At 73.0% G+C, this 13,926-nt stretch carries 10 protein-coding genes; 2 read left to right on the top strand and 8 right to left on the bottom strand.

Translation table 11 applies throughout. The features are described 5' to 3' along the window. Position 1: 1 nt before the first annotated feature. From MTO99_RS16945 to MTO99_RS16915, 7 genes are all read right to left on the bottom strand, one after another. Complete coding sequence (locus MTO99_RS16945; RefSeq protein WP_149160121.1) at positions 2–448, bottom strand: phage tail protein; 447 nt, start codon at positions 446–448, stop codon at positions 2–4. 48 nt (positions 449–496) lie between these two features. After that, positions 497–2,074, bottom strand: a complete 1,578-nt coding sequence (locus MTO99_RS16940) for a phage tail sheath family protein (protein WP_243555096.1) — start codon at positions 2,072–2,074, stop codon at positions 497–499. A 316-nt stretch (positions 2,075–2,390) separates the two neighbouring features. Beyond that, positions 2,391–3,098: an eCIS core domain-containing protein gene (locus tag MTO99_RS16935; RefSeq protein ID WP_243555088.1), complete on the bottom strand. Its 708-nt coding sequence runs from the start codon at positions 3,096–3,098 to the stop codon at positions 2,391–2,393. A gap of 125 nt (positions 3,099–3,223) precedes the next feature. Then, entirely contained in the window at positions 3,224–5,275 is a 2,052-nt protein-coding gene (locus MTO99_RS16930) for an ATP-binding protein (protein ID WP_243555086.1), read from the bottom strand. 1 nt (position 5,276) lies between these two features. Further along, a complete protein-coding gene (locus tag MTO99_RS16925) occupies positions 5,277–5,897 on the bottom strand; it encodes a Pvc16 family protein (RefSeq protein ID WP_243555084.1) in 621 nt (206 codons plus the stop codon). A 16-nt stretch (positions 5,898–5,913) separates the two neighbouring features. Next, entirely contained in the window at positions 5,914–9,063 is a 3,150-nt protein-coding gene (locus MTO99_RS16920; protein WP_243555082.1) for a hypothetical protein, read from the bottom strand. Between the two features lie 178 nt (positions 9,064–9,241). Continuing rightward, positions 9,242–9,883 carry a response regulator transcription factor gene (locus tag MTO99_RS16915; protein ID WP_243555081.1) on the bottom strand — a complete coding sequence of 214 codons (642 nt, stop codon included), beginning with the start codon at positions 9,881–9,883 and terminating at the stop codon, positions 9,242–9,244. Between the two features lie 173 nt (positions 9,884–10,056). On the opposite strand from MTO99_RS16915, the gene MTO99_RS16910 reads away from it, so the two are divergent. Both MTO99_RS16910 and MTO99_RS16905 read left to right on the top strand, forming a co-directional pair. Continuing rightward, entirely contained in the window at positions 10,057–11,382 is a 1,326-nt protein-coding gene (locus tag MTO99_RS16910) for a hypothetical protein (protein WP_243555079.1), read from the top strand. Between the two features lie 21 nt (positions 11,383–11,403). Further along, the gene (locus tag MTO99_RS16905) at positions 11,404–11,721 is read left to right on the top strand and encodes a PAAR domain-containing protein (protein WP_243555077.1); all 318 of its coding nucleotides are present in this window, start codon (positions 11,404–11,406) and stop codon (positions 11,719–11,721) included. A gap of 73 nt (positions 11,722–11,794) precedes the next feature. On the opposite strand, the gene MTO99_RS16900 is transcribed toward MTO99_RS16905, so the two are convergent. Beyond that, on the bottom strand, positions 11,795–13,915 hold the full coding sequence (locus tag MTO99_RS16900) for a glycoside hydrolase family 13 protein (RefSeq protein WP_243555076.1): 2,121 nt from the start codon (positions 13,913–13,915) through the stop codon (positions 11,795–11,797). Between the last annotated feature and the right edge of the window lie 11 nt (positions 13,916–13,926).

Here is a 13,926-nt window from a genome sequence, read left to right as displayed (position 1 = left end):
GTCACACCACCTTCGACTCGTCGTAGCAGACCACGAACTTCTCGGTCGCCTGCTCGGTCGCGCCCGCCTTCAGCGAGTTGACCTCGACGCTGCGCACCCAGCAGTTCGCGAACTCGTACTTCTTCAGCGGCGACCCCTCGTAGTCGAGCAGTTCGACCGCCGCGGTCTTGCGCGCGCCGGCGACGTCGCCCTTCATGACCACGCCCAGCCAGTCCGAGATCGTCTTCGAGTCGGTGAGGCCGCGGGTCACCGTGAACTCACCCGCCTTCGGGCGGCCCATCAGCTGGATCACGACGTACTTGCCGTCGGCGAGCTGCTGCTTCAGCTCGATCTTGTCGACCTCGTTCTTCAGGCCCGACACCTCGGTCACCTTCGGCACCTCGATGCCGTCGATGGTGACCTTGAAGGCGTAGGCCGGTGACGAATCCATCGCATCTGCGAGTGCCATGGTGTGCTCCTATCCGATTTCGCTGAGATGGTCGTTGGTCGGTCGTGGTCATTCGTTGACGAGGCTGGTGCCGCCCGAGAACTGCGACAGCTCGAAGATCACGAACTCCGCGGGCTTCACGGGCGCGACGCCGATCTGGCAGACGACCTGGCCGGCGTCGATGACCTCCGCCGGGTTGGTCTCCTCATCGCACTTGACGAAGAACGCCTGATCGGCGGTCGCGCCGAAGAGGGCGCCCTTGCGCCACTCGTTCACGAGGAACGCCGAGATCGACCGGCGCAGCTTGCCCCAGAGCGCCTGATCGTTCGGCTCGAACACGGCGAACTGGGTCGCCCCGAGGATGGACTTCTCGAGGTAGTTGAACAGGCGCCGGATGTTGACGTACCGCCAGGCGGGGTCGCTCGACAGGGTGCGGGCACCCCAGACCCGGATGCCCCGGCCCGGGAACGCCCGCAGCGCGTTCACGCCGATCGGGTTGAGCAGCTCCTGCTCGGTGCGGGTGAGCTGGGTCTGCAGTTCGACGGCGCCGCGCACGATCTCGTTCGCGGGCGCCTTGTGCACCCCGCGCTCGGCGTCGTTGCGAGCCCAGACCCCGGCCATGTGGCCCGACGGGGGCATGAACCGGTTCGCGCCGCTGACCGGGTCGAGCACCTTGATCCACGGGTAGTAGAGGGTCGCGAACTTCGAGTCGTACCCCGCGCCCGTGCGGCGCCACTCGCGCACCTCCTGCGCCGACAGGTCGGGCGGCGGGTCGAGGATCGCCATCCGGTCGCCCATCAGCTCGCAGTGCGCGATGACCGCGAGCTGCACGGCCTTGACCGTCTCGAGGGTGATCGCCTTCTGCTCGTACGCGGCCATCAGGTCGGGCACGGCCACCATGGTGACCTCCTCGACCTCCTCGAGGCCGCCGAAGCCGGTGCGGTCGGCGGGGCTGCCGATGTAGTTCGCGGCCGACACGCCCTCGAGCACGATCGGCTGCTCATCGGGCTCGGGGATCGCGAGGTCGAACGTGCCGGTACGCGGCGTGACGCCGGCCGACGCCGGGTCGAGCTCCTCGACGGTGACGAGCTTCGACTCGCCGGTCACCTTCGTCACCACGTACGCGGCGCTGTCGGGCTTCGGCGAGACCTGCTCGTACACCTCGGGCGAGCGGCCCTCGGCCGTGACGACGAGCTTGAACGCGCCCTCCTCGACCTCTTCGCCGCCCGGGTCGGCGATCTCGACCGAGATCGGCTTCGCGTTCGGCGAGGCGTTCTTCGCGGTGAAGACGTAGTTGCCGATCGTGGCGGTCTGCGGCCCCGCGGCGAGCTGTTTCGGCTCGGCGCGCTTGCCGCTGCTCTTGCCGCCGCCGGCGCCCGCGCCGTCGGTCGCGACGCGCACGACGTAGCAGTTGCCGCCGCCGTTCAGGAAGTACCCGTAGACCGAGTACGCGAGATACGCACCCGGGTACAGGCCGCCGAACGTGTCGACGAACTGGGTCCAGTTGCTGACCAGGGTCGGGGTGTTCTCGGGGCCCTTCGGCGCCATGCCGACGAAGGCGGCCACCGCGGTGCCCACGCCCTCGATCGGCCGGGTGGCGGCTTCGATCTCGTTCACGTAGACGCCGGGAGAGAGGTAGGTGGGCATCGGATGCTCCTTCGCGGATCGCTGCGGTACGCAGGCTTGCGGCAAGCATCGAACGGATGCCGCGGGGCGGCGTGGTCCGCGGGGACGTGCGTGCGGGTACCCGTCGGTGCGCGATCGGGCAGGGCACCACCCGCGCCGTCCCGACCGCGCCGTCCCGGCACCATCCCGGCGCCATCCCCGCGAGTGTTTCCGTTCGCGCCGAGCGTGACCGTTCGGGCGGAAACGGGCGGCGCGAACGGAAACACCCGGCGGGGAGCGAGGGCGCGCGGGAAGCGGGCGGGAAGGGGACGGGACGGGCGGAACGGGGACCGGTGGCTCAGCCGGCCGCTTCCTCTTCTTCCTCCGGCGCTTCCTCGCGCTGCACGAAGAGGCCCTGCACGGGCTCCTCCTCTTCGGGAGCCTCCTCACGCTGCACCGCTGGCGCCGAGCCCGAGGCATCCGTCGCGGCTCGCTGCACCGGAGCCGGCTCGCTCATCACCCGCGAGGCGTTCTCGGCCGCCGCGCGCTCGAACCGGTCGCCCGGATCGCTCACGCTGATCCCTCCGCCGGCGGATGTGCCCTCGACGGGGCCCGACCGCTGCTGCACGACGTGCGTCAGCTCGTGCGCGATGGTGGTGCGCCCGGCCGTCGACGAGGGGTCGTACGCGTCGCGCTGGAAGACGATGTGCGGCCCGACCGTGTAGGCGTGCGCGTTGACCGACTTCGCCGACTCGTGCGCCGCGGCATCCGTGTGGACGCGCACGTCGCCGAAGTCGGCGCCGATGCGCTGCTCCATGTCGGCCCGCACGTCGGGCTCGAGCGACGAGCCGCCGGAGCCGATGACGTCGTGCACGGGCGAACGCTGCTCCTCGACGAGGTCGCTCACGGCGCCGTTGCCCGCCTCGCGCTGCAGGCGCAGCATCGCGTCACGCCCGAGCACGTCGGGGCGCCGGTCGGCGAGGCCGGTGAGCGTCGGCGCGTCGTCGCGCGCCGGCTTCGGCTGGAGCGCCGGGTCGAGCCCGTGCTCCTCGTCGTGGATCCGCATGGTGCACCTCCGCGGTCGTCATCTCCATTGCACGCCCGCGACGGCCCGACGCGGCGGGGTTCGTCCCGAACGTCCGTGGACGCTGCCCCATCGGGCAGTGCGCGCGCCCGGGCCGGCCGCACCGCTCAGGCGCCCGCGACCTCCGACCAGTACCTGCCGAATTCGCGCTCGATGACGAGGCGGCCGAGCTTGCGGTACTCGCCGTGCACGGCGGTCACCAGGTGCTTCATGCGCACGACGCCGTGATCGGCGGCCGCCAGGTAGGCGGCCGTCACGGCTGCGGACCGGATGGCGCCGCCGGCGAGCTCGAACGCCTCCCCGAGGAAGACGAGGTCGATGTCGTCGTCGCGCTGCACCCGGGTGCCGAGGCTGCGGTCCCACAGCCGGGTGCGGTGCTCGGCGTCGGGCATGGGGAAGTCGACGATCACGTCGAGACGCCGGGTGAACGCCTCGTCGATGTTCGCGCGCAGGTTGGTCGCGAGGATCGCGAGCCCGTCGAACGTCTCCATGCGCTGCAGCAGGTAGGCGCTTTCGACGTTCGCGTACCGGTCGTGCGCGTCCTTCACCTCGCTGCGCTTGCCGAACACCGCGTCGGCCTCGTCGAAGAGCAGCACCGCGTTGGTGCCCGCCGCCGCGCGGAAGATGCGCTCGAGGTTCTTCTCGGTCTCGCCGATGTACTTGTCGACGACGGTCGACAGGTCGATGACGTACAGGTCGAGGCCGAGGCCGCCGGCGACGACCTCGGCCGACATCGTCTTGCCCGTGCCCGAGTCGCCGGCGAACAGGGCGACCACGCCGTGCCCGCGCCCGCCGCCGGGGCGCATCTCCCAGTCGCCGAGCACGCGTTCGCGGTGCCGGGCGCGCAGTTCGATCTCGCGCAGGGCGGTCATCGGCGCGGTCGGCAGCACGAGGTCGCCCCAGCCGACGTTCGGCACGACCCGGCGGGCGAGCCGGTCGAGCGCCGACCCGTTCTCGGCGCGGGCGCCGGCGGCGAGGTCGGCGGGCGTGATCGTGCCGCTCGGCGAGAGGGCGGCCTGGGTGCGTGCGGTCTGCGCGGCGCGCTGCACCTGTTCGGGCCGGAGCCGGAACTGCGCGGTCGCGGATGCCACGTCGAGCCCGTCGGCGGCGGGGCCGAGTGCCGTCCGCCAGATCGCGGAGCGCTCCTGCGTGGTCGTGGGCTCGACGTCGGCGGTCGCCGGCAGCTCGCGGAACCACGCGGGGTCCCACCCCGACTCCCCCACGAACACCGTCGGCTGGGGCGAGTCGGCGAGCAGCGCGACGAGGTCGGCGTCGATGTCGGTCGTGATCGGCGCGGCCACCAGGACCGCGCCCCGCAGTCGCGCCTCGCGCACCGCGAGCCGCGCGAGCGTCAGCCGGTCGGGTTCGCGGACGAGCCGGTCGAGGTCGACCTGCACGGCGTCCAGGCCCAGGGCGCGGATGGCGCGCAGCGCGACCGCCGCACCGGACCCGGTGGCGGGCTCGCGCAGGTGCAGCAGCCGGATGCCGGCGTCGAGCGCGCGACGCACGCGGGCGTCGTCCCCCCAGGCGAGGTCGCTCGCCCGGCGCAGCACGCCGTCCAGCGCGCGGTCGGGTGTGTCGTCGCCGAGCAGGTGCCCGACGACCCGGTCCGCGACGCGCACCGCGCGACCCGGCAGCGGCCGATCGTCGTCGTCGAGGGACACGAGGCCGGCCGTGACGAGCGGACCCGACAGCAGCCGGGCCCGATCGTCGGCGTGCGTCAGCGGCGCGCCGCACAGTTCGAGCGCGACCGACACCGAGGGCCGGCGCCGGCCCACGTCGTCGTTCAGGTAGCCGAAGAACCGCTCGAACCGGGGGTCGAGGTCGGCGGCGAGCGCGATCACGAGCAGGTCGACGTCGAGCGACGTGAGCCGGAACGCCTCGGCGAGCCGGCGCAGCCGTACCGGATGCCCTGCGGCTTCGGCGAGGTCGGCGGCGCGCTCGCACGCCTCGAGCCGTTCGGAGGAGTCGGACCAGTCGGGGATGCGCGGTCCGCCGGCGAGCAGCCGGTCGATCAGCTCGTCGCTGAGGTACAGGCCCCGGAACGGGTCGTCGGGCTGGGGATCGGCGGTGCGCCGCGCGGCGACGAGCCGGCGGATCCGGTCTTCGATGGCGCCGAGCCGGCCGAGCAGGTGCACGACGCTCGGGTCCTCGACCACGTCAGTCTCCTGAGGGTGCGGCGCGGAACGCGGCATCCTGGCTCCCGAAGCCGAGGGCGTCGAACTGCGCGCCCACCCCGGCGGTGACGGGCGGGCCGACCGGGTAGCTGACCGCGCGAGACAGCGGCGCGGTGACGACGACGTCGAGCGACGGCTTCAGCTCGCCGCCGAGCGACGACCAGACGTCGGCGAACGCGCGATCCTCCGGCGGCGGCATGGCGAGCGACAGCGAGCAGCGCAGGCCGGTCTCGGCGAGGGTCTCGACCAGGAACGCGTCGGGGATGGCGTCGTACTTGAGGAAGCACCGCAGCAGGGCGTCGAGCAGCCGGTGCTCGTCGTCGGGCCGCTGCGTCCACGCCGTGACCAGGTACGAGAGTTTGTAGAAGCGCGGCGCCGGCACCCGCGCGGTGACGATGCCGCGCTCGTCGCGCTGCTCGCTCCAGCCGTACTCGCGCCGGCGCACGTCCTCGCGGATGTCGTAGAGGAACAGGTCGACGGTCGGGGCGTTGCGCCTGGCCGCCCAGTCCTTGGTCGGCGCGTCGAGCGCGACGTCGATGTCGGCGGCGATGCCGTCGGATTCCTTGACGAGCTTGCGCAGCGCCTCGTCGATCTCGCCGATCATGTGCGTCTCCCGGGTGTCATCCGCCGCGGCCGACCAGGTCGGGCGCCATCGCCGAGCGCGGGGCGATGAGCAGCTGATTGGATGCCTCGATGTCGCCGAACAGCCCGTCGACGCTGTGCATCACGAGCGTGCGCACCCCGTCGACCTGCCACCGTCGCACGAAGACGGGCAGTCGCGCGCTGGTCTGGGCTGCGTCGAGCACGCGCACGACGCCCGGCAGATCGGCCGATCCGCCGCCCTTCCAGAGCAGGGTGATGCGGGCGCCCGGGGGCAGCGAACTCGCGAACGCGCCGACCGCCTCGCCGGGCGTCGAGACGGAGGGCGCGACGAACACGGCCGGCTGCAGCAGGGTGAACGGTTCGCGGTCGCCGGCGATCCAACCGGTCGGCAGGGTGCCGTCGACGGGCTCGGGGTCGGGCTGCGGCGCCGGATCCGGGTCGGGCGGCGCCGGCGGCTCGCCGCACTCCTCGTACGGGTTGTCGCAGACGCACAGGCCGGAGTCGTCGATGTAGCAGCCGTCGGGCGGCCAGTCGGGGTCGGCGCCCGGCTCGGGGTCGGGCAGCGGGGTCGGCGGCGGCGCATCGAACTCGAGCCGCAGGCCCGCGACCACGACGTCTCCGGTGCGCGGAGCGACCGCCGGAACGGGCGGCGACGGCGGCGGCATCGAGAACACGAGCTTGACCTGGGCGGTGCTGCCCGGAGCATCCAGGCCGGTGATGGTGCACGTGTCGGGGGCGGTCCACGGGGCGCAGCCCGTGTCGATGGTCTTCGTGATGAAGCCGGGCCACGTGAAGCGCAGGTCGGCCTGCAGACCGGGCAGCACGCCGCCGGCGGCGCCGCGGGTGATCGTGGCCGTGGCCGTCAGCGGCTGGCCGCCCGTATACCCCGTGCCGCGGTCGAGCACGAGGTCGACCGTGATCGCGGTTTCGATCCGCGACACCGGCACCTCGGCGGTCACCACCCATTCGACCGGGAGGTCCTCGCCCTGCAGGGCGAACGGGGTGACGGCGGCGGGGGTGGCGACGGGGGTGGCGACGGCGACGGCCGAGCTCGCGAAGCCGCACCCATCGCTGCACCCGCCCCCGCCCGCGCCGACGAGGTACGCCGCCGAGGCGGCCACGACGCCGGTGAGCGCGCCGGTGCCCACCGTGAACTCGACGTCGACCGACACGGGCTGGTTCGGTCGCTCCAGCACGACCTCGCAGATCGTGCCGTTCCAGTCGTCGCACCCGTCCGGCGGGCCGGTGGGGGTGAGGAAGTCGGGATGCTCCACCACGATGCCGACCGCGATCAGTCCGTAGGAGTCGTACCCGTCGCCGCGACGCTCGGCACGGGTCGCCGTGATGCGCGCGGTGAGGTTCGGCCCGTCCTGCCAGACGGGGTCGCGGTCGAGTGCGACCTCGAGGCTGACGAGTTCCTCGTCGATGTGCGCCGAATCGCTCGAATACCCGATCCACCACATCGGCAGGGTGTCGCCCGGCGCGTCGGGCGTCCCGGTCGTGAGCGACGAGCCGCTCGCCAGCAGGTAGCCGTCCCCGCTGCGGTCGGGCGAGTCGGCGGGCGGCCCGCGGAAGTCGAGTTCGATCGTGCGGGTCTCGCCGGCCAGCAGCGCGGCGAGCGTGCAGCGTCGCGTGGTGTCGAGCTCGGCGCCCGATTCGAGGCATCCGGTCGCCGTGTCGGTCCGGAGCTCGAACAGGTAGGACCATTGCAGGCCGAGCACCGCGGTGACCGGCACGTCCTCGAATCCGATGTTCTCGACCCGCGTCGCGGTGATGGTGGCGTGGAGGTCGGGGCCGCCCGGCCAGCTGTAGCGGGGCGCGAACTCGACGTGCGTCCGGATCTCGAACTCGCCGGACACCACGGCCTCCGAGTCCGAGCCGATCCGGTCGAGCGGGAAGTCTTCGTACGACAGGCACCCGAGCGGCCCGGTCGGGCCCGACGGCTGCAGCCGCGGCGCGACGGCCGCCGGCAGCACCGCCGCGGGCCGCACCGCCGCGGCGCGCGGGCCGCCGAAGCCGCCACCGGCCGGTCCACGGCCGATGATGACCGGGCAGTCCGAGGATCCCCCGTCGACGCCGACGGCCGACACGACGCCCTCGCCGATGGTGTTGGCGGTGAGGGTCGCGGTGATCGTGGCCTGTTCGCCGGCCGTCTCGATGCGCGTGATGATGCAGTCGCCGGTCCCGGGATCGATCGAGTCGCAGCCCGACGGTCCCGCCCGGGACGCGAACACCGGCCATCCCAGCCGGATCGGCACCGACAGCGACTCGAAGTCCGCGATGAAGTTCGTCACCGTGATCGACACCAGGTAGTCCGGCCCGCCGTACCAGCTCAGCTCTCGATCGACCTGCACGTCGACGCCGATGCGACCCGCGATCGCGACCGTCACCTCGGCCGGGAAGTCCCACACCGGGTCGGGGTCGAGATCGATCCAGTCGCCGTCGGGGGCGCCGCCCGCCTTGCCCACCCCGCCGATCTCGCCGACGACGTCGCCGAAGAACTGCCCCGGCTCGTCGCCGAGGTCGTGCACGAGGAAGTCCATCGAGAACATCACCGTCGACCCCGGCTCCTCCAGCCCGTCGAGCAGGCACGCGTCGCCGAGCTCGGGCGCCACCGCGACCAGCGGCGCGTCCGTCGGTTCCGCCGCACGCGTCGTCGCGGAACCGGGCGGTCGCCACTCGACGCACGACCCCTCGGGCGGGCCCGTGCCGGGGTCGTACTCGACGGGCAGTGCTTCGAGCATCGCGGGCCACGTCACCGTGAGCCCGACCCGGAAATCCTCGGGCTGGGTGACCTCGGCGTAGTAGTCGTGCCACACGGTGAACACGACCTCGATCGTGTTGCCGTCGCGCACCAGCCCCAGATCGGGCAGCGCGGCGATGTCCACGAAGAAGTCGCTCGGTTCCTCGAGCACGAGGCTCGGCACCGCGACGGACGCCGCGGGCGCTGCAGCGGGCTCCGCGACGAGCGCACTCGCTCGATCGGATGCCACGCGTTCGCCGGCTGCGCGATCGGCCACGACGCTCGGCCGAGTCTCCGCGACGTCGGCGGCGGCGCCCGCCGCGAACCCGGCCGGTGCCGCGAGGGCGACGGTCGTGCCGGCGCTCGCCAGCACCGCGGTCGTCACCACGACGACCGCGCGGGCGATCCTGCCTCGGCGCTCCACGCTCCCCCTCCGACTTCTCAACTGTGGGACCGGCCCGCGCGGCGCCCGCAGCAATCCGGGCAGCCATCCGGGCATCGCGGTCCTCCCGCTCGGGCATCGGCTCGAGGCATCCGGTCGCGCCCTGCCCGTGGCATCCGGGCGTCGCCTCCGACGAACCCCGCCGCCGACCGCGGCCGGATCAGATCAGGCCCTCGCGCACCGCGTACGCGACCGCGTGCGACCGGTTGCGCAGTTGCAGCCGGGTGGTCACGTCGTGCAGCACGTTCTTCACGGTGCGCTCCGAGTAGCAGAGCTCCTTCGCGATCTGCGCGGTGTCCCAGCCCTCGGCGACGAGGCGCAGCACGTCGACCTCGCGCGCCGCGAGCCCGCGGAACGTGATGCCGCGCGGGTCGAGCACGGTGCGCTGCAGCCGGCCGACCTGCTCGAGCAGGCGACCGAGCAGATCGGGCGGCACCGTGCCCTCGCCCGCCGCCGCCGACGCGATCGACGACAGCAGCCGGTCGGTGGTCGCCTCCGAGCGGCGCAGCAACCCGACCACGCCGCACTCGACGGCATCGACGAGCACCTGGTCGTCGAGATGCGAGGCGACGAGGATGACCCGTGCTTCGCCGTTGCGGCGCAGGAAGCGCAGCCGGTTCAGCGTCTCGTCGTCGACGTCGTCGACCACGACGACCACGACCGCGGCGGGTTCGTCATCGGGTCCGACGACCCGCACCTCGGGTCGAGGGCGAAGGGCGCTGACGACGCCCGCCTCCGAGATCGGATCGTGCGCGTAGACACGGACGGTGGTGCGTGTGGCGGTTCCGGTGATCGTGGTCATGATGTCCTCCCTGGCTGGAACGCCCTCGGGCAGGTGCGTCGATCGGCTCACCGAACAGGCTGCCCCCGTGTCCTCTTCGCGCACTCAACATCCGCTCAACGGGCAGATTCGCTGCACGGCCGGTTGACCGGGTGCACTCCGTCCCCGCCGATCCGCGCCCGTACGTTGGCGCCATGGCGACCACCGCGACGATGGCGCCGGCGAACGCGTCCGTCACGCCGGGCACGCCGACGACCCTGACCCTGACCGTGCTCAACGACACCCTGCTCGTGGAGTCGTTCGAGCTGACCCCGGTCGGCCCCGTCGCCGGCTGGGCGCGCATCGAACCGGCGGTGCTCACCATCTACCCGGGCAAGAGCGAGACGGCCACCGTCACGGTGCTCGCCCCGCGGGCGCCGGAATCGATCGTCGGCGAGGTCGCCCTCGGCGTCCGCGCCCGAGCCGTCGAGCAGCCCGACATCGAAGCCACCGGCGAGACGCTGCTGAGCGTGCTGCCCTTCGTGGAGACCGACGCCGAACTGCTGCCGCGCATCGCGCACGGTCGCGGGCGCAAGCGTGTGCGCATCGCGGTCGACAACCGCGGCAACCAACCGCTCGTCGCCGCGATCACCGGCACCGCCGACGATCGGCTGGGGCTCTCGACGCCGACCCCCGACATCCAGGTCGATCCGGGGCACACCGAGTTCGTCGACGTCGACCTGCGCCCCCGGGGCCATGTCTGGCGCGGCGAGGCGGTCAGCCACCAGTACACCGTGTCGGTCGCGCCCGAGGCGCCGCGCGGCCCGATGCCCGGCGTGCCCGCCCCGGCCGCACCCCCGGTCGAGCAGGTGCCGATCGTGCTGCCGGGCACCTACCTGCAGGAGCGGGTGTTCCCGAAGTGGCTGTGGAAGCTGCTGCTCGCGCTGCTGCTGCTGCTGCTCCTCCTCCTCCTGCTCTGGTTCACCGTGCTGAAGCCGGCCATCGAGTCGGCCGCTCGCGACGCGGTGGCCGAGCCCCTGGCGCAGGCCAGCGAGCAGGCCGAGTCCGCCGCGCAGCAGGCCGACCAGGCGGCGCAGTCGGCGAACGAGGCGCTCGAGGCCGTCGGCAAGACCCCCGAGCCGGTGCAGCCGGTCGCGACGACGAAGACCGACCCCGTCGACATCCGGTTCGAGCTCACCGACGCACCCGGCGGCGGAACCACCGAGAGCTCGCGATGGCTGGTGCCGCCGAATGCGGTGCTGCAGGTGACCGATGTCGTCATCAGCAATCCGCGCGGCGACTTCGGCACCCTCACGATCGAGAACGCCGACGTGCTCGCCCCGATCTTCACCTCGGGGCTCGAGAACTTCCGCGACATCGACTTCCACTTCGTCACGCCCGTTCGGCTCGCCACCGGCGACGAACTGTTCTCGACGCTCACCTGCACCCAGCTCGCACCGCCTGTCGGTGGGCAACCCGTCACCACCGCGTGCAGCGTGTCGATCCTCATCACCGCCGAGCTCGTCACCACGACCGGCTGACCCGACCGAACCGAGGCCGCCATGCCCAAGGGACCAGCGCTCCGCGCGGGTGACACCGCGCTGTGCAGCCTGAGCGACGGACCCAAGCCGCACGTCGGCGGCCCGATCACGCCCGTCGCCGCCGTGCCGACGGTGCTCATCGCGGGCATGCCGGCCGCGGTCGCGAACGGGCTGCCCGGCGGCATCGTGTGCGTCTCGCCCGCCCCGAACGGCATCGCCCAGGGCAGCGCGACGGTGATGATCGGCAAGTTCCCCGCCGCCCGCCTCGGCGACCTGACGATGCACGGCACCCCGATCGCGCCCGGCCCGGGCGCCCCCACGGTGATCATCGGCGGCTGAGGGCGCCCGGTCAGGATCGGGCTGCGAGCGCGCCTGCGGAACGTCGTGGACGACCCCGGGCGGGCGCCCGCGTTCAGGCTGCGGGTGCGGCCGCGCCGGGCAGCGCCCACGCCGCGAAAGCGGGGCCGTCGGATTCGAGCGACAGACGGTCGGATGCTCCGCCCGAGACCTGCCCGGATGCCGCGACGCGCGCCGACCCGAACGCGACGAGCGGGGCCGCCGGCGGGGCATCCGACCCGATCGATCCGCCCGGCTGCGGCAGCGCGCCCGCCGGCACCTCCAGCCGTGCGGCGCTGCGCGCCGCGAACACCAGCACCGAGGCATCCGCCGCTTCGCGCACGAACGCGACCGCCTCGTCGCCGACCGCGACCCACCGGATGCCGCCCGTCGCGAGCACCGGGTGTTCGCGACGCAGCCGGGCGAGCGTGCGATACGTGTCGAGCGTCGACGCCATCGCCGGGTCGTCGCCGGCGTCGATCGCCGCCCACGGCATCGGGGTGCGGCTCGCTTCGCCGTCGACCGCGGTGAGCCCGAGCTCGTCGCCCGCCCAGATCACGGGGATGCCGGGCATCGTCACCGCGAGACCGAACGCGACCGGCACAGTTCCGGGCCGCGCGTTCGTCGCGAACCGCGGGGTGTCGTGCGTGTCGAGCGCGTTCATGGTCGCGAGCCGCACCCGCCACGGGAACCCGGCCGCGAACCGCAGGTGCGCGTCGACGAACTGCCGACCCGTGAACGACGGCACCCGCCCGAGCGCGAACCCGATGCCGCCGCCCGCCGGGCTGCCCGGCCGCTGCAGCCAGCTCCAGAGCGGGCGGGTGAACGGGGCGTACGTCATCGCACCGTGCCAGGCGTCGCCCTGGAAGTCGGCGGCCGCGTCGTTCGTCGACTCCGCCAGCAGGATGGTGTCGGGGTTCACCTCGAGCATGGTGCGGCGGATCGCCCGGCGCACCTCGCCGTTCAGGTCGACGTCGCCGAGCCGGCCCGTCATGTTCGCGACGTCGATGCGCCAGCCGTCGAGATGGAACGGCGCGCGCAGATACTTCGCGACCACCGAGTCCGGCCCCTCGACGAACCGGCGCCGCAGCTCGGCCGACGACCAGTCGAACTTCGGCAGGCTCGGCACCCCCAGCCACGACTCGTACGAGCCGTCGGGGCGGAAGAAGTAGAACCCGCGCTCGGCCGCGTCGGTGCCCGAACGCACCGCGTCCTGCGCCGCCCGGAACCACTCGTGCGCGTCGCCCGAGTGATTGCTGGTCAGGTCGCCGATGACCCGGATGCCCCGGGCATGCGCCGCCTCGACGAGCCGCACCAGCGCGTCGTCGCCGCCGAGCAGGTCGTCGACGCGGTCGAACGTGGAGGCGTCGTAGCGGTGGTTGGACCGCGCCGGGAACACCGGCGTCAGGTAGAGCAGGTCGACGCCGAGCGAGGCGAGGTGGTCGAGCCGTTCGCGCACGCCGTCGAGGTCGCCGCCGAACACCTGGTGCGATCGGCCCGGCGGCTCTGGGTCGACGGCATCGTCCCAGTCGGCCGGGATGAGCCACTCGGGCAGGTCGCCCGCTGCGCGCCGCGCGTCGTAGAGCGAGGCATCCGACTTCGCGAACCGGTCGGGGAACACCTGGTACAGGATGCTGCCGGCCGCCCAGGCGGGCGCGGCCGGGTGCGCGACGAGCCGGAAGTCGTCGTGGTCGCGGGTCTCGACCGCGCTCAGCCCCGCCTGGCTCAGCCAGTGCTGGCGGCCGTCGGCGCCGACCAGCAGCCAGCGGTACCCGTGGACGGGGTTCTCGACCTCGACGGATGCCTCGTACCAGTCCCAGCCGTCGCGGAAGCTCCCTGAGCCTGTCGAAGGGAGACCCCCGCCGCCGAAGCTCCCTGAGCCCGTCGAAGGGAGACCCCAGCCGCCGAAGCTCCCTGAGCCCGTCGAAGGGAGACCCCCGCCGCCGAAGCTCCCTGAGCCCGTCGAAGGGAGACCCCCGCCGCCGAAGCTCCCTGAGCCTGTCGAAGGGAGACCCCCGCCGCCGAGCCGCCGCGCCTGATCGAACCGCGGCTCCCGGTTCGGGTTGGATCGGGTGCCCACCCAGGCGAGCGGCCCGAACGAGCGCGGCACCCGCAGCCGAACCTGTACCACCTCGCCGAGCGTCGGCGCGAGCGTCGACACGTGCAGGGCCGACCCGTCATGGTGCGGTGCGAGCATCGCGTCTCCTT

The organism is Agromyces larvae (assembly GCF_022811705.1).
GTDB lineage: Bacteria > Actinomycetota > Actinomycetes > Actinomycetales > Microbacteriaceae > Agromyces > Agromyces larvae.
This window is presented reverse-complemented; position numbering and strand designations above follow the sequence as displayed.

What these genes read in the sequence shown, in the direction of transcription:
- MTO99_RS16945 (WP_149160121.1), bottom strand. Translation starts at nt 448, where the DNA reads ATGGCACTCGCAGATGCGATGGATTCGTCACCGGCCTACGCCTTCAAG.
- MTO99_RS16940 (WP_243555096.1), bottom strand. Translation starts at nt 2,074, where the DNA reads ATGCCCACCTACCTCTCTCCCGGCGTCTACGTGAACGAGATCGAAGCC.
- MTO99_RS16935 (WP_243555088.1), bottom strand. Translation starts at nt 3,098, where the DNA reads ATGCGGATCCACGACGAGGAGCACGGGCTCGACCCGGCGCTCCAGCCG.
- MTO99_RS16925 (WP_243555084.1), bottom strand. Translation starts at nt 5,897, where the DNA reads ATGATCGGCGAGATCGACGAGGCGCTGCGCAAGCTCGTCAAGGAATCC.
- MTO99_RS16915 (WP_243555081.1), bottom strand. Translation starts at nt 9,883, where the DNA reads ATGACCACGATCACCGGAACCGCCACACGCACCACCGTCCGTGTCTAC.
- MTO99_RS16910 (WP_243555079.1), top strand. Translation starts at nt 10,057, where the DNA reads ATGGCGACCACCGCGACGATGGCGCCGGCGAACGCGTCCGTCACGCCG.
- MTO99_RS16905 (WP_243555077.1), top strand. Translation starts at nt 11,404, where the DNA reads ATGCCCAAGGGACCAGCGCTCCGCGCGGGTGACACCGCGCTGTGCAGC.
- MTO99_RS16900 (WP_243555076.1), bottom strand. Translation starts at nt 13,915, where the DNA reads ATGCTCGCACCGCACCATGACGGGTCGGCCCTGCACGTGTCGACGCTC.